Origin of the sequence: Nocardia kruczakiae NBRC 101016, assembly GCF_001612965.1 — a bacterium.
Taxonomy (GTDB): domain Bacteria; phylum Actinomycetota; class Actinomycetes; order Mycobacteriales; family Mycobacteriaceae; genus Nocardia; species Nocardia kruczakiae.
In genome coordinates this window covers 193,148-213,969 of the sequence record NZ_BDBL01000002.1, presented here as the reverse complement: position 1 = coordinate 213,969, position 20,822 = coordinate 193,148, and the positions used below count along the sequence as shown (strand labels likewise).

The window sequence follows — 20,822 nt, the reverse complement described above, 5'->3', positions numbered from 1 at the left end:
GTCCGCCCGACTCCGCGCATCACGCCGCCGCGTCAGCGGATTCCGGGTGTGCGGGGATCGGGCCCGAGGCAGACCAGCAGTGCGCAGCCCGGTGGGGCGTCCGAGAACGGCGGTGCCAGTGGCGTATTCAGACAGGACAGCACCGAACAGCCGCGGTAGGCATCGGGCCCGACGCCGAATACCGCCAGGGTGATGTCCGGATCGAAGAACGCCCGCGGATCCAGGGTGACCGGTGGTTCGACATAGGGGCCGGGATCCGGAATCGGCGGCTCCCGGAAGGCGCCAAGTAATCTGCGGAAGAACTCCCAGGTCAACTCCGTCAGGTTCTGCACGATGCCGGTCGGGCCACCGCTGCTGCGGTTGCCGAAGACGCCGGTCCACACCACGGTGAGGTCCAGGCTGGGGATGAAGAAGACGTCCTGCAGGCCGAGCCCGGACATCGCGAACACATCCGGGGGCAGGAACGACGGTATCTCGATACACCCGGGGCGGGCCCAGAACAGATAGCCGTAACACTCGCGGCCCGGGCCCGTCTCCTGGGCCCGGCGCAGATAGTCGGCCGAGACCACCGGCACCCCGTTCCAGTCGCCGTGGTTTGCGACCAGCAGGGCGATCTTCGCCAGATCGTCCGGCGGGATCATCAGGTGCGCGTAACCGTAGGTGTGACCGGAACGGTCGCGAGCCCAGTAGTAGTCGCTACGCTGAATTCCCAAGGGGGAGAACAGTTCCCGCTGTGCGAACTGTTGCAGCGGTTCACCGACGGCCAGTTCGATCACATACGACAGCAGATCGACGTTGCGCTGACTGTAGGAGAACCGGGTGCCGGGCGGATTGTCGAGCGGGACCCCGAGCGCCTGCACAGCACTGTTCGGATCGATCGGCACCACCCCGGAGACGCCCTCGTTGATCACTCCGACGCGCAGGCCGGAGCGCTCGGTGAGCAAATCCTCGACGGTGATCGCGCGGTGGGCGGCATCGCCGAGTCCGGGCGGCAGGTAGCGGTCGATCGGCGCGTCGATATCGAGTTCGCCCTGATCCCACGCGATTCCGGCGATCAGCGACACCACGCTTTTGGTGACGCTCCAGATATTCCACGGCGTGGTATCGGTGGCGTCGTTGTGCGCGCCGGATCCGATCAGGCAGTTGTGCCGAAAGATTTTGACGTTCAGCCGGTTCCGTTCGTCGGCGAACCGCAGCGCGGAAGCCAGCCGCGCCGAATCCAGGCCCGCCGATTCCGGGGTGGCCCGTTCGAATGCGCGTCCGGACGAGACCGCGCAGGTCGGTGGATCCTCCGCTCGTGCCGGTACCGCGGTGGCGCAGGCGCCACCGATCAGTACGACGACGAGAACCCCGATGAACCAGCCGTGTAGGCGTCCCATGAGTCGAGGTTAACGACGGGCATCCGGCCGTGGTGTCCAACACGCAACCGCCGCAATCAAATCGGAATCGGCACGACAAGGGGGTGCGGCCCGGAGAAAACATCCCCATGAGTCTTTTCTTGACTTATTCCAGAAAAGGGGCAGACTGGGGTCATGCACACCGAGGGTTTCGATCCGCGCGAACGATTGCGTGCGGCCGGCCTGCGGGTTACCCGCCCGCGGGTGGCGGTGTTGGAAGCGGTTGCGGCCCATCCGCATTCGGATGCCGACAGGGTGGCCGCCGCGGTCCGGCGGGAGCTGGGTTCGGTGTCGACACAGGCCGTGTACGACGTATTGCACGCCTGTGTGGGCGCGGGCCTGCTGCGCCGGATCGAACCGGCCGGTTCGGCGGCGCGGTACGAAACCCGCATCACCGACAACCATCACCATCTGGTGTGCAGGAACTGCGGCACGGTCGTGGACGTGGACTGTGTCGTGGGCCGTGCCCCCTGCCTCGACCCGTCGGATGCGCACGGGTTCACGATCGACGAAGCCGAGGTCGTGTTCTGGGGACTCTGCCCGCAATGCCGTCGGTGACGACGCGCCATCACGATGGCCCGGACCTCCCGGGCGACAGCTGAAACAGGAGGCTGCGATGACCAAGCCGATCAGTGGGCCGACCACTACCAACACCGGCACTCCGGTCCCCAGCGACAACGAATCGCTGACCGCCGGCACCGAGGGCCCGATTCTGCTGCACGACCATTACCTGATCGAGAAGCTCGCCCAGTTCAACCGGGAGCGGGTGCCGGAGCGGATCGTGCACGCCAAGGGTGCGGGCGCCTTCGGCGAGCTCGTCGTCACCAACGACGTCAGCCGCTACACCAAGGCGAAGCTGTTCCAGCCGGGTGCGCGGACCGAATCGCTGGCGCGGTTCTCCACCGTCGCCGGTGAACAGGGCAGCCCCGACACCTGGCGCGATCCGCGCGGTTTCGCGGTCAAGTTCTACACCCCCGACGGCAACTACGATCTGGTCGGCAACAACACCCCGGTGTTCTTCATCAAGGACCCGATCAAGTTCCCCGATTTCATCCGTTCGCAGAAGCGACTGCCGGGCAACGGCCTTCGCGATCACAACATGCAGTGGGACTTCTGGACCCTGCGCCCGGAATCGGCGCATCAGGTGACCTGGCTGATGGGTGACCGTGGCATTCCCAAGACCTACCGGCACATGAACGGCTACGGCTCGCACACCTACCAGTGGATCAACGCCGCGGGCGAACGGTTCTGGGTGAAGTACCACTTCAAAACCGATCAGGGCATCGAATTCCTGACTCAGGCGGAGGCCGACCGGCTGGCCGGCACCGATCCCGACTATCACCGCCAGGATCTGTGGGAGGCCATCGAACGGGGTGAATTCCCGAGCTGGACTCTGTATGTACAGATCATGCCGGTGGGCGAGGCGGCGAACTACCGCTTCAACCCGTTCGATCTGACCAAGGTGTGGTCGCACAAGGACTACCCGCTGATCGAGGTCGGCACCTGGACGCTGAACCGCAACCCGCGCAACTACTTCGTCGAGATCGAACAGGCCGCGTTCGAGCCGTCGGCGATCGTGCCGGGTATCGGTTATTCGCCGGACAAGATGCTGCTGGGCCGGGTCTTCGCCTATGCCGACGCCCATCGCTACCGCATCGGCACCAACTACCACCAGTTGCCGCCGAACCGCGCGCGGGCGGCGGAGGTGAACTCCTACTCCAAGGAGGGCGCCATGCGCTACGACTTCAACGCGCCGGAAGTGCCTGTGTACGCGCCGAATTCGTTCGGCGGCCCGCATGCCGACGCGGCCGCCGCCCCGGAGGAGGCGGCGTGGAGTTTCGAGCCCGAGCAGGTGCGGGCCGGCTACGTCCAGCACGCCGAGGACAGCGACTGGGCACAGCCGGGCACGCTGGTGCGTGAGGTGTACAACGACGAACAGCGGGAGCGCCTGGTGGACAACGTGGTCGGGCATGTGCTCGGCGGCGTGCGTGAACCGGTGCTGAGCCGGGTGTTCGACTACTGGAAGAACGTCGATCCGGAGATCGGCAAGCGCATCGAGGAAGGTGTGCGCGCCGGTCTGAACGGCAACGGCTGAAGCTGACGAAATCTGCGGGCCCGCACCGGACTTCGGTGCGGGCCCGTCGCCTGTTATCGATGCCGCGCGGCGCCGGCCGCTACTGGCACCAGGTGGGGCCCTGGTTCATCAGCATCAGGCGAAGGATGGTGCACATGATGGACTGTGTGGACGATCCGCTGCCGCCGTCGGCAACCGGCTGGGTCGCGGATACGGGTGCGGCGGTCTGCGTCGCCGTCTCGGCCTGTGCCGGAGCGAGGGGGAGCAGGATGGCGCCACACACCAGTGCGCCGGCGGTGAGCCGCGAAATCCGAGTCATCGTGAACAGACCTTCCGTCAAGGATTTTCGATCCGTGGGAACGGATCCGCTCACTCATCTACGGCTGTGCGAGAAGTGTTAACGGGCGGCAGCAGGGTGTCGACGAGCCGGGTCGCGGTGGTGTGGTCGAGTGGGGCGTGGCCGAGCAGGAAGCGATACCAGAACAGTCCGTAGAGCAGATCCACCAGCAGGTCGGCATCCGTCTCGGCGGGCAGTTCACCCCGGGTGATCGCGCGCTCGAGGATATCGCGCACGGCGGCGCGGCGAGCCGCGGTGAACTCCTGCATCAATTCGGCGAGGTGGGGGTCTCGCGCGGCCTCGCGGACCAGCGCGCGCAGCGCCGGGGCGGTCGAAGCCTGCTGGGCGCCGGCGAAAGTGGAATCGGCGACCGCCAGCAGATCGGTGCGCACCGAGCCGGTGTCGGGAGTCGGGACCGAGCGGCGCGCGCGGTCGAGCAGAGCGTCGAGCAGCACCGCACCCTTCGACGGCCACCAGCGGTAGATCGTCTGTTTGCCGACCCCGGCCGCGGCCGCGATGGAATCGACCGTGACCGAGCGGCCGTCGGAGGTGGCTAGTTGGGCCAGGGCGGCGTCGAGAATCGCGCGATGGGTGGCCTCGTTCCGGCGCCGGCCGGTGTGCGCGCGCTCGGGCGGCGCCGAATCCGGCTCCCGCGGTGGTATTCCCATGGCCTGCCTCCCAGCGGTGACGATGTGCGGGAATACCGCACCCGATACGCTCGTTGTCGAGACTGTCAGTCTCGACAAACTGTACAGGACAGGAACAGTAATGAGCGCTTCCAGCACCGGCATCCCGCGCGTCGTCGTCATGGGCGGTAGTTCCGGTATCGGTGCGGCCACCGCCGCGCTGTTCGCGAACGAGGGCGCCGAGGTCGTCATCACCGGCCGCGGTCAGGACAAACTCGACGCGGCAGTGGCTCGGCTGGGCGGTAAGACCAGCGGCTACCGGATGGACGCGACCGATGCCGAGCAGATCGCGGCGTTCTTCGCGCAGTCCGGTCCCATCGACCACCTCGTCGTCGCGGTCAGCGGTTCGGCGGGCAGCGGTCCGTTCGCCGAACTCGATCTCGACCACCTGGCGCAGGGGTTCGACGGCAAGTTCTGGCCGCAGGTGAGAATTGTCGAAGCCGCCCTGCCGCATCTGGTTTCGAACGGTTCGATCACCCTGATCACCGCGGCGTCGGCGCATGCGGCCTTCCCCGGCACCGCCGGATTGGCCGCGATCAACGGGGCGCTGAACGCCATGGTGCCTCCGCTGGCGGTCGAGCTCGCCCCGCTGCGGGTGAACGCCGTGGCCCCCGGCGTCATCGACACCGAATGGTGGGAGCGGGTGCCGGAGCAACAGCGCCGCACCCTCTTCGACGGCCTCGCCGCCACCACACCCGTTGGGCGCGTAGGGGATCCGGAGGAATTGGCGCGGGCCGTGCACATGATCGCCACCAACGGCTTCGTCAGCGGTGTGGTGCTCGACGTCACCGGCGGGGCGAACCTGCCCACCGGCCGCTGAGCTCCGCGGTGGAGGTCCGGGCAGTTGCTCAGGACCTCCGCCGCGCGTGCAGTCCGTCCAGGATCAGGCCGAGTTCCTCGTCGAAATTGTCCTCGCGGATGCGGGCGGAGTCGTGGCCGCGGTGGTCGGCGAAGCGCTGGTAGATCCGGGGATAGGGGCGTGCGGCGATTTCGGCGGCGGCCATGAACTGGTCGAACCAGACCTGTTCGTCGAGGCCGCTGCGCGCGATCGAGGTCAGCATCGCGGCCTCGGTGGAGGTGGCGCCGATGACGTAGGCGAGCAGCGTATTCGAGGCGCGGTCCGCGGTGTCCGTGTCGAAGCCGGCGCCTTCCAATATCGACAGCAACGACTCGGACAGACGCAACATGTTCGGCCCCAGATAGACCAGCCCGGCGGTGGTCATCACCATCGAAGTCCATGGGTGGCGCAGCAGGATGTGCCGGATGTCCTGACACAGTTCGAGCGCGGCGGCCCGCCAGTCGGCGATCGGCTCGGCCGGTAACCGCAGTTCGCCGAAGGCCGCGTCGACGACCAGTTCGAGCAGTTCGTCCTTGTTGGCGACATGGGTGTAGAGCGAGGTCGCGCCCGCGCCCAACCGGCTGCCCAACTTGCGCATGCTCAGCGATTCGAACCCTTCGGCGTCGAGCAGGGCGATCGCCTCGGCGACGATCTGCTCTCGGCTCAGCGCGGGCTGATCGCGGCGCTGCCGGTGCTCGCGGGTCCACACCGAGCGAATCTGCGTGGCTTCCGTGGATCGGGTCGTATCGGGCCGAGACGCCATCGGCTCTCCTTTCGCAGTCGACGTCAGCATAGTCGCGTCCGCACGACGTTCGATCGGGCGAACGCCGTACCCATTGCCGAACACTGTGCGGTGACCGTACAGTGTTCGGAATGGCGCACGGTGTGCGTCGCTTCGATCTCTCGAAAGGATTCGCGATGGAAACTTCGGAATCGACCGCTGTCGGCAGTGCGCGCCGGTGGCTGATCCTGGTCGTCCTGTGCCTCAGCTCGCTGGTGCTGGTGATCGACAATATGGTGCTGACGGTCGCCATCCCGCAGATCGCCACCGATCTGCATGCCGACGCGCAGCAGATCCAATGGATCATCGACGCCTATCTGCTGGTGTTCGCCGGACTGCTGCTCACGTCCGGCAGTCTCTCCGACCGCTTCGGCCGGCGTCTGGTCATGGTGATCGGACTGGCACTCTTCGGCGGCGCCTCACTGCTGGCCGCCTATGCCGGAAGTCCGGAGACGCTTATCGCCGGGCGGGTCCTGATGGGCATCGGCGGCGTCCTGATCATGCCCAGCACCCTGTCGATCCTCATCACCGTCTTCGACGACCGGGAACGGCCGAAGGCCATCGCGGCGTGGAGTGCGGTCGCCACCCTCGGCATGGTCGGCGGCCCGGTGCTCGGCGGGGCGCTGCTGAACCACTTCTGGTGGGGTTCGGTCTTCGTGATGAATGTGCCGATCGCGGGCATGGCGATCATCGCGGCGTTGGTGCTCATGCCGGAATCGCGGGGGCCGTGGCGTAAGCCGGACCTCCCGGGCACGGTGCTGTCCATCGTCGGGATGACGGCGCTGGTGTGGACGATCATCGCGGTGCCGCAGCGCGGCTGGTCGGACGGTGCGACCATCGCTGCCGCGGCGGTGACGGCCGCCGCGTTGTGTGGCTTCGTGATTCGGGAACTGCGCACCGATTCGCCGATGGTCCCGCTGCATTTGTTCGGCAACCGCACCTTCACCGGGTCCAGCTTCTCGCTGGTGCTGGTGACCTTCGCCAACGGCGGCCTGGTGCTGGTGCTGACGCAATATCTGCAATTCGTGCTCGGTTATTCGCCGATGCGGACCGCGCTGGCGTTCACGCCGATGGCGATCGCGCTGCTGGCGTTCAACGCGCTGGGGGCGAGCGTGGTCGCGAAACTCGGTGCCAAGCCGGTGACCGTCGCCGGGTTGGTCGTCGTCGCCGGAGGCTTCGGGGTGCTGGCCACATTGAACGCCGGAACCGGGTTCTGGCTGCCGGCGCTGGCCATGGCACTGCTCGGTGCGGGAGCCGGTCTGGCGATGCCCGCGGCAATCGGCGCGTTGATGAGCGCGGTGCCCGCCGAACATGCCGGGGTGGGGTCGGCGCTCAACGACACCATTCAGCAGACCGGTGGTGCGCTGGGCGTCGCGGTCCTGGGAGCCATCCTGGCGGGCGGCTATTCCGGCGCGATGCCGGACCGGGCGCCGGCGAGTGCGCGCGAATCCATCGCCGGTGCGCTCGGCCTGGGCGACCCGCACCTGGCGGGACTGGCTCGCGATGCCTTCAGTTCGGGAATGCAGGCCGCCTTCGCGGTCGGCGCGGTGAGCGCGGTGGTCGCGGCACTGGTGGCGGTGTTGTCGATGCGTAACGTGAAAGAGACTGTGGGACAGCAGGACCCGGGTACAGCGGAAGAACTGGTCGGCACGCGCTGACCGGCCGGGACGGACTCCGTCGCGTCCGGAGGTCGAGTCCGTGGCGAGCCGGGGGCTGCCGATCGGTCAGATCAAGCCCCACCAGTAGATCAGGCAAGCCAGGACGAAGACGACCGCAGTTTCCATACCCCCATCATTCCTCGAGTCGGACACCCGCGCCGCTGCCGAATCGTGATCCGCCCGGCCTGTCACCCCTCGTCGACAGACCGAGCGGATCGTCTCGGTCGCAGCCGGTGGGTGATCCTGCCGCCCCCTCTCGCGGCAGGAGCACTCCCGGTGTCGACGACGACATTGCCGGGATGCGCTTGCCGCGCCCTTAACGAGCGCTTGTGGGGGCGCTTGGAAATGAGAGGCCGTCGATCAACCGGCGATGACGACGACCAGCCGTCGCTCGGTCTCCTCGATCACCCCGCCGACCTTGCCGGAATCGGCCTCCGGATCGGTCATGGCGGTCGGGCCGCCGAACCAGGTGATGGACCGGCGCGGGTCCAGCTTGTCCAGGACCTGCGGCAGCGAGTAGTCGATCTGCTCGACGCGGACCACGCAGATGTGACAGTCGGCCAGGACGGCGGCATCGCGGCGGCACTGTCCCGGTCCGCCGTCGAGGATCAGGGTTCCGGCATCGGCTACCGCGCCGGCACATCCGGTGACCACGGCATCGGTGCGTTCACGATCGAGGATCGACAGGTGCGGTTGATCGCCGAGGACACGATGTTCGCCCGTCAGTTCCCAGCGCCGCAGCCAATGCTCGGGCAGGCCGTCGGGGGCCAGCGCCGAGCGGGCGCCGTGGGCGCGCAGGGCCGAGTCGATCGCACCGGGGATCTCGTCCACGCCGACCCGATGAACCTGGGCGCCATGGTGTTTGAGGCGGTCGATGAACAGTTCGACGATCTCGGCCTGGTCCTCGGCCGAGTGCACCGGGGCGTTGCGCTGATAGTTGCGCGGCACCGGCACCATACGTTCGTCATTGGGTAACGCCTCGAGGGCATCGCGCACGCGGCGCAGGAAATCCTCCCGCGAGGTCACCGTGAATCTCCCGTTCCATTGCTCCGGCTCCTCCCGCCGGATCGTACTTCGCGCACCAGGCTACCGTGCGGTAGGAGATCGCGAGCTCAGCCCACGAATTCCCGGCTCGCGCCGGTGCCGGATCAGCGTGACGACCAGATCGCCGCGGTGGCCGTTCATCCCGCCGGGTGCCGGCCGCGACGACGACACCCTCCCTGTTGTGGTCCTGGTCACAGTAGATCCGCGCCGAACGACGTGCTCAGCCCCTTGTTTCGCATGAGGCGATCGGTCAAGCGTGGTCGAGGGTGCCGTTGCGGAGGTCGGTGGTGAAGGCGTCCCATTCGGCAGGGGTGAAGACGAGGGCGGGGCCGGTGGGGTGCTTGGAGTCGCGGACTCCGACATGGCCGCTGGCGAGGAACGCTGTTTCTACGCAGTCCTTACCGCCACCGCTGCGGCTCGACTTGAACCACTTGGCTTCGGTCAGATCGACGTTCACGCTCGAACTCCCTTGCTGTGTGCCTCAGAAAGCGCTTGCTGTCCGCAATGTCAAGCGCCGCTTGCTCGATGATGCCGTACGCCTGACGATACCGTCCCACATCCTTTGGGCGCTCGAGGTACAGATCACCCGCGTACGATTCGATATAGACAACCGTCGGCGATAGTTGGCGGCCCTTCGAGTCGATCCCGAAGTCGAGGATGGCGAAGGGGCCGGTCGGCAGTCCGGCCGGAAATCCAGCTTCGTACGTGAGGACCTTGACGGTCACATTTCCTGGGAGATTCGCCAGGTGGTGGCATTGTGCCGCCATCGTTCGGGGGTCGCCCACAACGGTTCGCACCGCGCACTCATGGATTACCAGATCAACCGAGACGGGGTTTACTTTCCTGGTGAGCAGTGCTTGACGCTTGGTCTTCAGTTCGATTCGCCGGGCCAACTCGCCAGGATCGATCTGAGGGTAGTAACGCTGATCAACAGCACGCGCATACTCCTTCGTTTGAAAAAGCCCAGACGGCATGTCTGGCCTGAAGATAGAGAGTCGTTTAGCCGATGACTCCAATCCCACATATAGGTCGAAGTTCCCCGAAATAACATCATCGAATGCCTGCCACCAGCTCTTGCCTGTGCTCTGTTTGGCCAAGCCGACCAGCCCGGCAATTACCTCCGGATCGTCGATGTCGTAGATGCGGCACAGCGCCTCCACATCGAGCACGCGGATGGCTGGGGACTTTCCGGCCTCGAAACGAGACAGTTTGCTCGCCGACCATTGCATAAGTGGCGCAACGTCTTCCAACCGCAGGCCCACGCCCAGGCGGGCCTCCTTGAGATACCTTCCCAATTGCCGCCGGGGCAGGGTGGTCGAGCTGTCCTCACCAACATTCGTCATGGATTCCTCGTTTGCATCGTGAGTGGTCTCCGTTTGCACGAGGAAAGAAATCGGCTACCCCCGTGCGGACCGCTCTGGGCCGTTGCAGAACTTCCGTTGCATATGCATGGCGCTATTGTCCCGCCGGCTCAGTCGGTGGTCTTCTTGAGCCACCCCGATGGCCGGGAAACTCGAATCGGCAAGTCGCACAACCGTTGCCCCCGGATGCGACTACAACCGTGATGATACCGACGAGACATTACCGCGTAGCACCGACGCCGCAAGGTGGTGGCCGAAAAATGGCCCCGGCCATCGGGAGTACCACCAGCCGCATGCCCGCTGGTGCCCCGACGATGTCCGGAGGTGTTCTCCCGTGCACGGTCTGCGACCGATCATCCACAGCGCCTTGCCGACCATGACCACCGCGCTCGCTCACCGCATCATGCAGGACCACCTCGATTGCCCGATCACGGTGTGCGCCAGAAAGTTACAGGCCAAACTCTGGCTGGTCGCGACCGGCGCCATGCACCCCGCCGACCGCCCGCACTTCGGGATCTGAGCATGACCAATCCGGTCTTCCACGGCCCGCTCGCCAACCCGATCTCCCCCGAGCGGATGCACCGCGAGATCCACGCCGAACGCCACGCCAACTGCACCCCGCAGACCTGCGACATGCTCAGCAGCTGCCGCAACATCCTCACAACCCTCGGCCACGACCCAGACGCCGCGACCCCCGCCCGATGCCCCGGCTGCCGCACCGGCCGAACAATGAAAACGTCCCGATCGCAGGATGTTTCGACGCCACCGTCCACACTCCCCACCGAGTGGCGCGAGCGGGCCTGAGGTGCCTGTGGGGTCCCCTCCCGACCCCGCAGGCCACCGCAACTCGACAAGGAACAATGTATGACACCTTCTCTGCCGCAACGCATTCCACGGACATCATCGGCACCGGCGATCCAAGGCGACCCCCACTGGTACGCGGCAATCGCGCAAGCCCTACGCGCCACCCCCGCCGCCAGCTTCCCCTGCCTGAACGACCTGCTACCCCGCCACCCGACCCCGCCCGCCGGAACGGATGCTGCGCAGCGCTCCGGGCGGCGCGGATGACAAATTACCGCTTCGGGATAAAGCGGCCGACCACCACCGCCCCCTCGGGAACGCCCACCGTTCACCGTCGACACGATCTCGGCGACATCAGACCCCCCGACGACGACGGCCCCGGTTGCGATCGAGGATCACAATCGGGGCCGGCCGGGCGATGCGAATTACGTTGAGGCGGTGATGAATTCGGCGGCCTTCTCACCGATCATGTAGCACGGCGCGTTGGTGTTGCCGCCGGTGATGCTCGGCATGATCGAAGCGTCGGCCACACGCAGGCCCTCGATGCCGCGCACCCGCAGCTGCGGGTCGACGACCGCGCGCTCGTCAACACCCATCCGGCAGGTGCCGACCGGGTGGTAGACCGAGTGGATACGCATCGGCAGCTCGCGGCGCAGCGCGGTCTCGTCCTGGAACGCGGGGCCGGGGGAGAATTCCTCGGTGATATCGCCCGCGATCGCCTTGTTCGCCGCCGCCTCGCGGATCATGCCGATGGCCTCGACCAGGAAGTCCATATCGGCCGGATCCGAGAGGTAGCCCGGGTCGATCAGCGGCGAGGTCAGCGGGTCGGTCGAGGCCAGGCGCAGTTCGCCGCGGCTCTTCGGGTAGATCAGGGTCGGGAAGATGGTCAGAGCCTCCCGCTTGTCCACCATGTGCAGCTTGTCCTCGTCCTGGTTGGGCGTCGGGTAGCTCCACGGCAGAGTGTGGATCTGCATATCCGGGATGTCCTTGGCGAACGAGGTCCGCACGAAGCCCACGGATTCGAAGACCGTGCGCCCGAACCAGGAGCTGCCGGGGCTGCGCAGTTCCTTGAGGAAACCGGCCGCGAAATGCGACGGAATGCCGCGGTGCAGCGCCTTCTTCGAGATGAAGGTCATCGGGACGAACAGGTGGTCGTGCAGGTTCTGACCGACCGGCAGATCCGCGTTGACCTCGATGCCGAGGTCGCGCAGGTGTCCCGCCGGGCCGACTCCGGACAGCATCAGGATGTGCGCGGAACCCATCACGCCACCGGAGACCACGACCTCCTTCTCGGCGCGGATGATCCGGCGGCCCTTCTTCTCGATCACCTCGACGCCGATGGCGCGGCCCTTCTCGATCACCACGCGCGCCACGTGCGCCTTGGTGACGATCTTCAGATTCGGATTGGGGCGGTTGGTGATGAAGCCGCGCGAGGAGCTGAAGCGCAGGCCGTCCTTCACGCTCTGCTGGAAGATGCTGATGCCCTCTTGGGACTCGCCGTTGTAGTCCTCGATGACCGGGACGCCGAAGGTGTCGGCCGCGGCCTCCATCCACTCCTTGGCGATCGGGGTGAGGTCCTTCTGTCGGGTCACCTCGATGGGACCGCCGGAGCCGCGCAGGTCGCTGGCGCCGTCCTCCCAGTTCTCCAGGCGCTTGTAGGCCGGCAGCACGTCCTCGTAGCTCCAGCCCTCACATCCCTCGGCGGCCCAGGAATCGAAGTTGGCCTTGTTGCCGCGCACGAAGAGCATGCCGTTGACCGAACTCGAACCGCCCAGGACCTTGCCGCGCGTCATCGGTACCCGGCGTTCCGCGGCGTGCTTCTGCGGAATCGAGTACTGCGACCAGGTGACCTGGTGCTTGAGCTGCGGAACCGTGTGAACCGTCGTGATCATGCCCGGAACCGTGACCAACTTGGTGTTGTCCTTGCGGCCGGCCTCGAGCAGGATGACGCTGGCGCCCTGCTCGGCGAGCCGACTAGCGACAGTGGCACCGGAGCTGCCCGCGCCGATGACGATGTAATCGGCTGCGCTGGTGTCGGTCATGTTCGGTTACCTCATCTTCGAAGTGGTAGCGGCTGATCGCGGCTCCGCTCGGCGCGGGAGCGTGCCTCAGATCACTGTAGAACAAGTTCTAATAATGGTGAAGACGCGCGGTGGGGAAAAATGATGCGCAGGACGCGGTCCGGGAGCGACTTCCTGGCTATGACCTGCGATGTTGTCCAGGTCACACTATAGAACAGGTTGCAGTTAGTTCGCCGGTGCAGGGATGCGGCACCGGGATGTGCCGACCCTCGGCACCCCTTCCGTGGACGGGTCCGGCGACGGAAGTCGCGCTCGCGCCCGCCGAGATTCGACCTATCATTTCGACTGTGACCGATATTCGTGAAATTCCCGTCCAGACCCTCGCCGGCGAACCCGCGACCCTTGCCGAACTCGCCGGTGACAAGGCCCTGCTCGTGGTCAACGTCGCCTCGAAATGCGGTCTGACACCGCAATACACCGGACTCGTCGCGCTGCAGCAGGCATACGGCTCGCGCGGATTCAGCGTCGTCGGCGTGCCGTGCAACCAGTTCATGGGGCAGGAGCCGGGCACCGCGGAGGAGATCCAGCAGTTCTGCTCGACCACCTACGGCGTGGATTTCCCGCTGCTCGCCAAGGTCGACGTCAACGGTGACGACCGGCATCCGCTGTATCGCGAACTCGTGCAGACCGCCGATGCCGAAGGCGACGCCGGCGATATTCAGTGGAATTTCGAAAAGTTCCTGATCGATCGCGACGGTAAGGTCGTCGGCCGTTTCCGTCCGCGCACCGAACCGCAGGATCCGAATGTGGTCGCCGCCATCGAAGCGGTATTGCCGTAATTTCCGGAATGCGCCGGGAATTGCGCGATCAGTCCCGCAGTACCTGCAGGGCCGATTTTTCCAGTCGATCGGCGATTTCGGCGTACGAGGCGTAACCCACGCCGGCGCGCACCAGAGCGCCGGCGTAAAGCAATTCCAGCGTTTCCACCACATCGGGATCGGCATCCGGGCCCAGGGCGTCCAGCAGGCGCCGCCGGATCTCGGTCCCGATGCGGGTGCGCAGATGTGCGACGTCGGGGTCTGTGCCCAGCAGGGCGCTGGTCACCGCGCCCGCCAGTGCGGGTTCGTCGGCGACCAGCATGGCGATCTGCCGCAACACCGCGACCACCCGGGTGGTCCGGTCGGCGCCGGCCTCGGGCTCCGGCGGCGCGTCGGCCGCCAGTCGCCGCCAGAAGACCTCGGCGACCAGGTGTTCCTTGGAGGAGAAATAGGTGTAGGCGGTGGCCGTACCCACTCCGGCGGCCGCGGCCACCATGCGCACGGTGAGGCCGGCGAAGCCTTCGCGCGACAGCACCTCCAGCGCGGCCTTGGTCAGCCGGTCGACGGTATCGGCCTGCTTCTCGGTGAGGCGGCGGCGAGTTGCCTCCATATTCACCGGTGTAGGCTCGGTGGAAATGGGATCGGACACGTGTCTGGATGCTACTGTAGTGAAGCTTCGAAAGCAACTCGCATACCCGTTGCCGCAGCGGATACAGTTGCAAATCACAAAATATCGCATCCGCTCGCAAAGTATCGAGAGATGATTTCCGAAAGGTGTTCTTCTGATGACTCGTGCCGATTCGATAATTCCCGCGGAATCCGATATTTCCGCGGATACTCGGCGATTGTTCGAGCTGGCCGAGCAGGCGACGGGATTCATGCCGACCGAGGAGGGCCGCGCGCTCTACGAGGCCGCGCGACGGTACGCGGGCGACGGAATAATCGTGGAAATCGGCACCTACTGCGGTAAGTCGGCGATATACCTCGGCGCGGCGGCCCGCGACACCGGCGCCACCGTCTACACCATCGACCATCATCACGGGTCCGAGGAACATCAGCCCGGCTGGGAATATCACGACACCTCGCTGGTCGACCCCGAAACCGGCCGCTTCGACACCGTGACCACGTTCCGCCGCACCATGGTGCGCGCGGAATTGACCGATATCGTGATCGGCGTGGTGGGCCCCTCGGCAACCGTGGCGAAGCATTGGCGCAGCCCGATCCGGCTGCTGTTCATCGACGGCGGACATACCGAGGCCGCGGCCCAGCGCGATTACGACGGCTGGGCGCACTGGGTGGCGGCCGGTGGCGTGCTGGCCATCCACGACGTCTTCCCGGATCCGGCCGACGGCGGCCAGGCTCCGTACCACATCTATCGAAAGGCGTTGGACAGCGGCAATTTCCGCGAGGTCGCGGCCATCGGATCGCTGCGGCTGCTCGAGCGCGGCACGGGGTGCGGCGGTAAGGGCTGAAGCGATAGGGGCTGAGGCGATACGGCCGCGTCGCGGCCGGCTCAGCTGGGCGAGCGCACGCAGTCGCAGGTGAGGCCGGTCGCGATATCCGCACTGGGCGCCAGGTCGCGGAAGATGCCGTTGCCGCCGGTGGTGCGAGTCAGCGCGTCGGCGGCCAGCACCGCCGCCGCTCCGGTCCAGGTCGTGCGCTCCTCCGGCCAGCGCTTACCATCGGCGAAAACCAATCCCGTCCAATAGGATCCGTCGTCCTCGCGCAAGTGCTGGATGCTCGCCAGCAGTCGCAGCGCGCGATCGGCATCGCCGAGCGTGTCCAGTGCCAGTGCCAGTTCGCAGGTCTCGGCGCCGGTCACCCACGGGCGGTCGGAGACGCACCGAATGCCGATCTCGCCGACCACGAAATCGCTCCAGCGCGCGGCGATCCGGGCATGTCCGGCCTCCCCGCGCAGCGCACCGCCCAGCACCGGGTAGTACCAGTCCATCGAATACCGGTCCTTCTCGGCGAAGGATTCCGGATGATGCCGCAGCGCGTGGCCGAGGCGCAGGGCCGCGACTTCCCATTCCGGCTGGGCCAGGCCGAGCAGTTCCGCGATCGCCAGCCCGCAGCCGATACTGTGGAACATACTCGAGCAGCCGGTCAGCAACGCCTCGGGCAGGATGCCCTGTTCGGTCTGCAGCCAATAGATCTCGCCGTTGCGGCCCTGCTGCAACGAGATGACGTAGTCGATGGCCGCGCGCACGGTCGGCCACATCGTGTCCACGAAGCGACGATCACCGGTGCAGCGGTAGTAGTGCCAGACGCCGGTGGCGATGTAGGCGCAGAAGTTGGTGTCGGTGTCGGCGGTCTCGACGACGTCGCCGCGGAACTGCGACGGCCAGGAGCCGTCCGCCCGCTGGGTGTCCGCCGACCAGGCATAGGCGGCGCGCGCGGCATCGTGCAGACCCGCCACCGTCAGCGCCATCGCCGACTCGACATGGTCCCAGGGGTCGGTGTGCCCGCCCCGGAACCACGGGATGGCGCCATCGCTGTGCTGTTGTGCGGCAATGGATTCCGCGGTGGCCAGGCATTGCCTGGCGGTGAGGACGCCGGGAATCGAGGGCAGCTCAGCGGCGCGCACCGGACACCGCCGGCTTGGTGAAGTACAGGGCGACGCTCTTGCCGATCACCGGGTCCAGGGCCGATTCGGCGACACGGGTCAGCCACGGCCGTTTCATCATGTCCCACACCAGCATCCGGTGATACAGCTGCACCGGCCGGGCGTCGGGCTTGTCCACGCCGACCAGGCATTTCAGCCACCAGTACGGCGCGTGCAGGGCGTGCGCGTGTTCGCTGTGGATGAATCGCATCCCGCGTGCGGTGACCTTGCCGCGCAGTTCGTCGGCGCGATAGATGCGCACATGCCCGCCCTCGTTGGCGTGGTATTCGTCCGAGAGTAGCCAGCAGATCCGCTCGGGCAGCCAGCGCGGCACCGTGATCGCCAGGGCCCCACCGGGTTTGAGGATGCGTACCAGTTCGGCGATGGCGCCGTCGTCGGCCGGAATGTGCTCGAGGATCTCCGAGGCGATGACGACGTCGAATTCGCCGTCCTCGAAGGGCAGGGCCAGCGCGTCGCCCTGGACCGTCTCGGCCTGCGCGTAGTCGGGAGCCTCGTCGGCCTCCGCCAGCGCGCCGAACATGACCTTCACATCGGCGAGGTCGTCGGCGTTCTGATCGAAGGCGACGATATCGGCGCCGCGCCGGTACGCCTCGAAGGAATGGCGACCCTGTCCGCATCCCACATCGATCACCCGGACGCCCGGCCCGATCCCCAAGCGGTCGAAATCGACGGTCAGCATACGGTCGCCTCCTGTGTATCGGCGGTCAGATCGGTGCCCTGGCGGCGGGCGATGGCGCGTTCGTACACCGAAACGGTCTGGGCTGCCACGGCTTCCCAGCTGAAGACGGTGAGTGCGCGGTGGCGCCCGGCGGCGCCGAGGTCGTCGATGCGACGCGGATTGTCGAGCAGTTTCCCGAGGACGCCGGTCAGTTCGTCCACATTGCCCGGCTCGACCAGTTCGGCACAGTCGGCCGCCACCTCCGGCAGCGCGCCGGCCCGGCTGGCGACCAGGGCGGTGCCACTGGCCAGCGCCTCCACGGCGGGCAGCGAAAAGCCCTCGTACATGGACGGAATGCAGGAGATCTGCGCCGAGGCCAGCAGTTCGGCCAATGCCTCGTCGGACAGTCCGCTCGACACCGTGACGATATCGGAGATGCCCAGTTCGGCGATCAGCTTCTCGGTGGGGCCGTTCGGTTCCAGCTTGGCCACCAACTGTAATTCGACGTCGTGGGTGAGCCGCAACCGCGCGAGCGCCTGCAGCAGGTGCGAGATGCCCTTGAGCGGTTTGTCGGCGCTGGCCACCGCCACGATCCGGCCGGGTACGCGGCGCTCGCGCGGCCGGAACAGTTCGGTGTCGACGCCGAGCGGGACCACCCGCAACTGGGAGGCGTCGACGCCGAAGTCGTCGGCGATATCGGCGGCCGAGGTCGAGGAGACGGTGATCAGATCCGGAATCAGCCGGGCGACGCGCTGCTGCATGCCGAGGAATCCGTACCAGCGGTGCACGAACGCCTTGCGCCGCCACGGCGCGGCCGCCAGATCGACGGCCCGGTCGCGGGTGATCGGATGGTGGATCGTGGCCACCAGCGGCACCCGCCGGGCGATGTCGAGCAGTCCGGAACCGAGGCACTGGTTGTCGTGCACCACATCGAAATCCGCGGCGCGCGAACGCAACAGCCGGGCCGCGCGCAGGCTGAAGGTACGCGGCTCCGGGAAGCCGGCGGTCCACATCGTGCCCAGTTCCAGCAGGTCGATGCGGTCGCGGATTTCCCCGGGCCGCGGCGTGCGGAACGGGTCGGAATCGCGGTACAGGTCCAGACTCGGCACCTCGGTCAGCCGCACTCGGGGGTCGAGCAGTTCCGGGTACGGCTGACCGGAGAAGACCTCGACCTCATGGCCGAGTTCGGCCAGGCCGTGACTCAACTTCCGGACATACACCCCCTGCCCGCCACAGTGGGTCTTGCTGCGGTAGGACAGCAGGGCGATACGCACGTCTTCGGCTCACTTCCTGTTCGGGCGCCAGGTCGCGTGGTGGTTCAAGCGCTCGCGCGCCGTGTCGTTCAAGCGCTCGCGCGCAGGGGCGCGAGCTTGCCGGCCAGGCGGTCGAGATAGGCCAGCACCTCGGCTTCGGACTTGTCCGGCAGTCCGTACAGTACGTCGGTCACTCCGGCGGCGCTCCATTCGGTGAGCCGCTGCGTGTCGGGTTTGCCGTCGAGGGCGACCACCCGCGGGGTGTCCTCGCGGCCCGCCTCCTGCCACACCTTGCTCAGTAGTTGCAGGCGTTCCAGCAGCGTATGGGTCTCGTACGGGGTGGTGATCCAGCCGTCGGCCGACCGCGCGATCCAGCGGAAACCCTGTTCGGTGCCCGCGGTGCCGATCAGCACCGGCACCTTGGACTGCACCGGCTTCGGCCACGCCCAGCTGGGGCCGAACTTCACGAAGTCGCCGTCGTAGCTCGCCTCCTCCTCGGTCCACAGCGCTCGCATGGCCTCGAGGTATTCGCGCAGCACCGTGCGGCGCTTGTTGCCCGGCACCCCGTGGTCGGCGAGTTCGTCGGTGTTCCAGCCGAATCCGGCGCCGACACTGACCCGGCCGCCGGACAGATGGTCCAGGGTGGCGATCGTCTTGGCCAGCGTGATGGGGTCGTGTTCGGTGGGAAGCGCCACCGCCGTGGACAATTCGATGCGTTCGGTGACCGCCGCCGCGGTGGCGAGCGCGACCCACGGGTCGAGGGTGCGCATGTATCGGTCGTCGGGCAGGCTCTCGTCGCCGGTCAGCGGATGCGCCGCCTCCCGTTTGATCGGGATGTGGGTGTGCTCGGGCACGAAGAACGACTCGAAGCCGCGCTCCTCGGCGGCCTTTGCCGCGACCGCCGGCCGGATGCCACGGTCGCTGGTGAACAGGACGATGCCGAAACGCATGGGGTTCCTTTCGGTTCGGTCGGGCATCAGCTCGATGCCGGACCGTCGTTGGCGGCGGCGCGGCCCGCGCGGCGACCATAGAAGCTGCCGTCGCCGAGGGAGGTGCCGCTGGCATAGCCGCCCGCGCAGACGCCCGAGGTGCAGCGGCCCGCGGCGTATAGACCGGGAATCGGCTCGCCCGTCACGTGGATGACCCGCGAATCCAGATCGGTGCGCAGACCGCCGAGGGTGAATCCGGCGGTGAAGTTGCGCATATCGAACCCGGCCACCGGAGTGCCGATCGGCTTCACCCACTCCGGCTTCTTGCCGAGCAGCGGATCGGCGCCGGATTCGGCGTGCCGGTTGTAGACCTCGACGGTGGCCTGCAGCGAACCCGCGGGCAGGCCCATATCGCTTTCGAGTTCCTCGACCGTCTCCGCCGCCCAGGTGGGGGGCTGGCGGAAGAAGGGGCTGCTGGTCTCGGTCTTCAGCGCTTCCTCGAGCGCGGCCTCGTCGATGATCAGGTAGGCCTGGTTGTCCTGCTGGATCAGCGTGGCCTGGCCGATCCGGCCCGGGTAGGTGTCCTCGGCGATGTAGCGCTGCCCCCGGCCGTTGACCAGGATGCCGCGCACCATCATCTGCGGATCGCCGAAGAAGGCGACCTCGGTGGCGTCCATATGCGCCAGTTCGGCGCCGAGCGCCTGGGCGACCCGGATGCCGATGCCGTCGTGTTCCTCGATCGCGGCGGCGGGCCGGCCGATGAGTCGCGGGGCGTAGCCCTCGATCATCCGCTGCTCGTAGGCGAAGCTGCCGGTGGCCAGCACCACGCCGCGGCGGGCGCGGACGGTGATCTCCTTGCCGTAGCGCTTGGCCACCACGCCGACTACGCGATTGTCGGCCGCGACCACGAGCCGCTGGATCCGGATGTCGTATTCGGCTCGTACACCGAGGGATTCGGCGGTGTCGGTGAGCGGCTTCATCAGCATGTAGCCGCCGCCCTGCTCGCCGATGCGCTTGTTCTGCATCTGCGGCAGATGACCGCGCGGGGCCGGGGTAGCGATGTCTTTGAAGGGCGCGGCGTTCTCACCGCCCGAATACATCAGGCCCTCGTCGTGCGGGGGTTCCCAGCCCGGCTCGCCCCAGAATTCCTCCTTGAACGGAACGCCCTGGGCGACGAGCCAATTGAAGTGTTCGACGCTGCCCTGGCAGTAGTCGTGGATCTTGGCCTCGTCCACGCCGGGCCCGAGGGCGGCCAGCATGAACTTCTCCATGTTCTCCGGGGTGTCCTCGAAACCGAGCGCCTTCTGCAGCGGAGTGCCGCCACCCAGATAGATGAATCCGCCCGACAGGGAGGCCGCACCGCCCCAGCCGCCGGTGCGCTCGAGCACCAGCACGTCGGCGCCGGCCCGGGCGGCCTCGATCGCCGCGGCGACGCCGGCGATGCCGTACCCCGCGATGACCACATCGGCCTCGTAGTCCCAGTCGGTGATATCGGCGGCGGGCTGTGGTCGCACACCCAGGGTGTCGGACATGGTGGGTT

Annotated in this window: 22 protein-coding genes; 8 read left to right on the top strand and 14 right to left on the bottom strand. The window is 67.0% G+C overall.

The annotated features are described in order from the left end of the window. Window positions 1-32: 32 nt before the first annotated feature. Window positions 33-1,379 (bottom strand): serine hydrolase domain-containing protein, encoded by a 1,347-nt coding sequence (locus tag NK1_RS02395; protein WP_062994614.1) that lies wholly within the window; start codon window positions 1,377-1,379, stop codon window positions 33-35. A gap of 153 nt (window positions 1,380-1,532) precedes the next feature. Between NK1_RS02395 and NK1_RS02390 the strand changes: the two genes are divergently transcribed. Together NK1_RS02390 and NK1_RS02385 are read left to right on the top strand one after the other, a co-directional pair. Continuing rightward, complete coding sequence (locus NK1_RS02390) at window positions 1,533-1,955, top strand: Fur family transcriptional regulator (protein ID WP_062994613.1); 423 nt, start codon at window positions 1,533-1,535, stop codon at window positions 1,953-1,955. Window positions 1,956-2,025: 70 nt separating this feature from the next. Next, the gene (locus NK1_RS02385) at window positions 2,026-3,492 is read left to right on the top strand and encodes a catalase (protein ID WP_063007045.1); all 1,467 of its coding nucleotides are present in this window, start codon (window positions 2,026-2,028) and stop codon (window positions 3,490-3,492) included. 79 nt (window positions 3,493-3,571) lie between these two features. On the opposite strand, the gene NK1_RS02380 is transcribed toward NK1_RS02385, so the two are convergent. Beyond that, the gene (locus NK1_RS02380; protein WP_063006922.1) at window positions 3,572-3,790 is read right to left on the bottom strand and encodes a hypothetical protein; all 219 of its coding nucleotides are present in this window, start codon (window positions 3,788-3,790) and stop codon (window positions 3,572-3,574) included. Window positions 3,791-3,840: 50 nt separating this feature from the next. After that, window positions 3,841-4,476 carry a TetR/AcrR family transcriptional regulator gene (locus NK1_RS02375; RefSeq protein WP_062994611.1) on the bottom strand — a complete coding sequence of 212 codons (636 nt, stop codon included), beginning with the start codon at window positions 4,474-4,476 and terminating at the stop codon, window positions 3,841-3,843. A 100-nt stretch (window positions 4,477-4,576) separates the two neighbouring features. On the opposite strand from NK1_RS02375, the gene NK1_RS02370 reads away from it, so the two are divergent. Next, on the top strand, window positions 4,577-5,314 hold the full coding sequence (locus NK1_RS02370) for an SDR family oxidoreductase (protein ID WP_063006921.1): 738 nt from the start codon (window positions 4,577-4,579) through the stop codon (window positions 5,312-5,314). 28 nt (window positions 5,315-5,342) lie between these two features. Here the strand turns inward: NK1_RS02370 and NK1_RS02365 are convergent, their stop codons facing one another. Further along, on the bottom strand, window positions 5,343-6,095 hold the full coding sequence (locus tag NK1_RS02365; RefSeq protein ID WP_062994609.1) for a TetR/AcrR family transcriptional regulator: 753 nt from the start codon (window positions 6,093-6,095) through the stop codon (window positions 5,343-5,345). 155 nt (window positions 6,096-6,250) lie between these two features. On the opposite strand from NK1_RS02365, the gene NK1_RS02360 reads away from it, so the two are divergent. Then, entirely contained in the window at window positions 6,251-7,771 is a 1,521-nt protein-coding gene (locus NK1_RS02360) for an MFS transporter (RefSeq protein WP_062994802.1), read from the top strand. 360 nt (window positions 7,772-8,131) lie between these two features. Here NK1_RS02360 and NK1_RS02355 read toward each other — a convergent pair whose 3' ends face one another. From NK1_RS02355 to NK1_RS02350, 3 genes are all read right to left on the bottom strand, one after another. Next, window positions 8,132-8,797: a LutC/YkgG family protein gene (locus tag NK1_RS02355; RefSeq protein WP_063006920.1), complete on the bottom strand. Its 666-nt coding sequence runs from the start codon at window positions 8,795-8,797 to the stop codon at window positions 8,132-8,134. Between the two features lie 268 nt (window positions 8,798-9,065). Continuing rightward, window positions 9,066-9,272, bottom strand: coding sequence for a DUF397 domain-containing protein (locus NK1_RS33410; protein ID WP_084460517.1), 207 nt, complete (start codon window positions 9,270-9,272; stop codon window positions 9,066-9,068). Further along, a complete protein-coding gene (locus NK1_RS02350; RefSeq protein WP_063905878.1) occupies window positions 9,214-10,158 on the bottom strand; it encodes a helix-turn-helix domain-containing protein in 945 nt (314 codons plus the stop codon). The genes NK1_RS33410 and NK1_RS02350 overlap by 59 nt, the downstream gene beginning before the upstream one ends. Before the next feature lie 352 nt (window positions 10,159-10,510). Here NK1_RS02350 and NK1_RS02345 point away from each other — a divergent pair, with 352 nt between their 5' ends. Beyond that, on the top strand, window positions 10,511-10,696 hold the full coding sequence (locus NK1_RS02345; protein WP_062994606.1) for a hypothetical protein: 186 nt from the start codon (window positions 10,511-10,513) through the stop codon (window positions 10,694-10,696). A 2-nt stretch (window positions 10,697-10,698) separates the two neighbouring features. Then, entirely contained in the window at window positions 10,699-10,980 is a 282-nt protein-coding gene (locus NK1_RS02340; RefSeq protein WP_063006918.1) for a hypothetical protein, read from the top strand. 422 nt (window positions 10,981-11,402) lie between these two features. On the opposite strand, the gene NK1_RS02335 is transcribed toward NK1_RS02340, so the two are convergent. Beyond that, the gene (locus NK1_RS02335) at window positions 11,403-13,019 is read right to left on the bottom strand and encodes a GMC family oxidoreductase (RefSeq protein WP_063006917.1); all 1,617 of its coding nucleotides are present in this window, start codon (window positions 13,017-13,019) and stop codon (window positions 11,403-11,405) included. A gap of 326 nt (window positions 13,020-13,345) precedes the next feature. Here NK1_RS02335 and NK1_RS02330 point away from each other — a divergent pair, with 326 nt between their 5' ends. After that, on the top strand, window positions 13,346-13,837 hold the full coding sequence (locus NK1_RS02330; RefSeq protein ID WP_063006916.1) for a glutathione peroxidase: 492 nt from the start codon (window positions 13,346-13,348) through the stop codon (window positions 13,835-13,837). Between the two features lie 28 nt (window positions 13,838-13,865). On the opposite strand, the gene NK1_RS02325 is transcribed toward NK1_RS02330, so the two are convergent. Beyond that, the gene (locus NK1_RS02325) at window positions 13,866-14,432 is read right to left on the bottom strand and encodes a TetR/AcrR family transcriptional regulator (RefSeq protein WP_083870533.1); all 567 of its coding nucleotides are present in this window, start codon (window positions 14,430-14,432) and stop codon (window positions 13,866-13,868) included. Between the two features lie 169 nt (window positions 14,433-14,601). On the opposite strand from NK1_RS02325, the gene NK1_RS02320 reads away from it, so the two are divergent. Continuing rightward, window positions 14,602-15,288, top strand: coding sequence for a class I SAM-dependent methyltransferase (locus tag NK1_RS02320; RefSeq protein WP_063006915.1), 687 nt, complete (start codon window positions 14,602-14,604; stop codon window positions 15,286-15,288). A gap of 41 nt (window positions 15,289-15,329) precedes the next feature. Here NK1_RS02320 and NK1_RS02315 read toward each other — a convergent pair whose 3' ends face one another. From NK1_RS02315 to NK1_RS02295, 5 genes are all read right to left on the bottom strand, one after another. Beyond that, window positions 15,330-16,403, bottom strand: coding sequence for an alpha-L-rhamnosidase-related protein (locus NK1_RS02315; protein WP_062994601.1), 1,074 nt, complete (start codon window positions 16,401-16,403; stop codon window positions 15,330-15,332). Beyond that, the gene (locus tag NK1_RS02310) at window positions 16,390-17,121 is read right to left on the bottom strand and encodes a class I SAM-dependent methyltransferase (protein ID WP_036497318.1); all 732 of its coding nucleotides are present in this window, start codon (window positions 17,119-17,121) and stop codon (window positions 16,390-16,392) included. The genes NK1_RS02315 and NK1_RS02310 overlap by 14 nt, the downstream gene beginning before the upstream one ends. Next, window positions 17,115-18,374 (bottom strand): glycosyltransferase family 4 protein, encoded by a 1,260-nt coding sequence (locus NK1_RS02305; protein WP_036497320.1) that lies wholly within the window; start codon window positions 18,372-18,374, stop codon window positions 17,115-17,117. The genes NK1_RS02310 and NK1_RS02305 overlap by 7 nt, the downstream gene beginning before the upstream one ends. Before the next feature lie 68 nt (window positions 18,375-18,442). Further along, window positions 18,443-19,303 (bottom strand): LLM class F420-dependent oxidoreductase, encoded by an 861-nt coding sequence (locus tag NK1_RS02300; protein ID WP_063006914.1) that lies wholly within the window; start codon window positions 19,301-19,303, stop codon window positions 18,443-18,445. A gap of 26 nt (window positions 19,304-19,329) precedes the next feature. Continuing rightward, the gene (locus tag NK1_RS02295) at window positions 19,330-20,814 is read right to left on the bottom strand and encodes an FAD-dependent oxidoreductase (protein ID WP_063007044.1); all 1,485 of its coding nucleotides are present in this window, start codon (window positions 20,812-20,814) and stop codon (window positions 19,330-19,332) included. Between the last annotated feature and the right edge of the window lie 8 nt (window positions 20,815-20,822).

Excerpts from the sequence above, each read along its gene's own strand:
- NK1_RS02350 (WP_063905878.1), bottom strand. The coding sequence starts at position 10,158 with ATGACGAATGTTGGTGAGGACAGCTCGACCACCCTGCCCCGGCGGCAA.
- NK1_RS02360 (WP_062994802.1), top strand. The coding sequence starts at position 6,251 with ATGGAAACTTCGGAATCGACCGCTGTCGGCAGTGCGCGCCGGTGGCTG.
- NK1_RS02390 (WP_062994613.1), top strand. The coding sequence starts at position 1,533 with ATGCACACCGAGGGTTTCGATCCGCGCGAACGATTGCGTGCGGCCGGC.
- NK1_RS02295 (WP_063007044.1), bottom strand. The coding sequence starts at position 20,814 with ATGTCCGACACCCTGGGTGTGCGACCACAGCCCGCCGCCGATATCACC.
- NK1_RS02300 (WP_063006914.1), bottom strand. The coding sequence starts at position 19,303 with ATGCGTTTCGGCATCGTCCTGTTCACCAGCGACCGTGGCATCCGGCCG.
- NK1_RS02340 (WP_063006918.1), top strand. The coding sequence starts at position 10,699 with ATGACCAATCCGGTCTTCCACGGCCCGCTCGCCAACCCGATCTCCCCC.
- NK1_RS02375 (WP_062994611.1), bottom strand. The coding sequence starts at position 4,476 with ATGGGAATACCACCGCGGGAGCCGGATTCGGCGCCGCCCGAGCGCGCG.
- NK1_RS02320 (WP_063006915.1), top strand. The coding sequence starts at position 14,602 with ATGACTCGTGCCGATTCGATAATTCCCGCGGAATCCGATATTTCCGCG.
- NK1_RS02310 (WP_036497318.1), bottom strand. The coding sequence starts at position 17,121 with ATGCTGACCGTCGATTTCGACCGCTTGGGGATCGGGCCGGGCGTCCGG.
- NK1_RS02365 (WP_062994609.1), bottom strand. The coding sequence starts at position 6,095 with ATGGCGTCTCGGCCCGATACGACCCGATCCACGGAAGCCACGCAGATT.
- NK1_RS02335 (WP_063006917.1), bottom strand. The coding sequence starts at position 13,019 with ATGACCGACACCAGCGCAGCCGATTACATCGTCATCGGCGCGGGCAGC.
- NK1_RS02380 (WP_063006922.1), bottom strand. The coding sequence starts at position 3,790 with ATGACTCGGATTTCGCGGCTCACCGCCGGCGCACTGGTGTGTGGCGCC.
- NK1_RS02370 (WP_063006921.1), top strand. The coding sequence starts at position 4,577 with ATGAGCGCTTCCAGCACCGGCATCCCGCGCGTCGTCGTCATGGGCGGT.
- NK1_RS02395 (WP_062994614.1), bottom strand. The coding sequence starts at position 1,379 with ATGGGACGCCTACACGGCTGGTTCATCGGGGTTCTCGTCGTCGTACTG.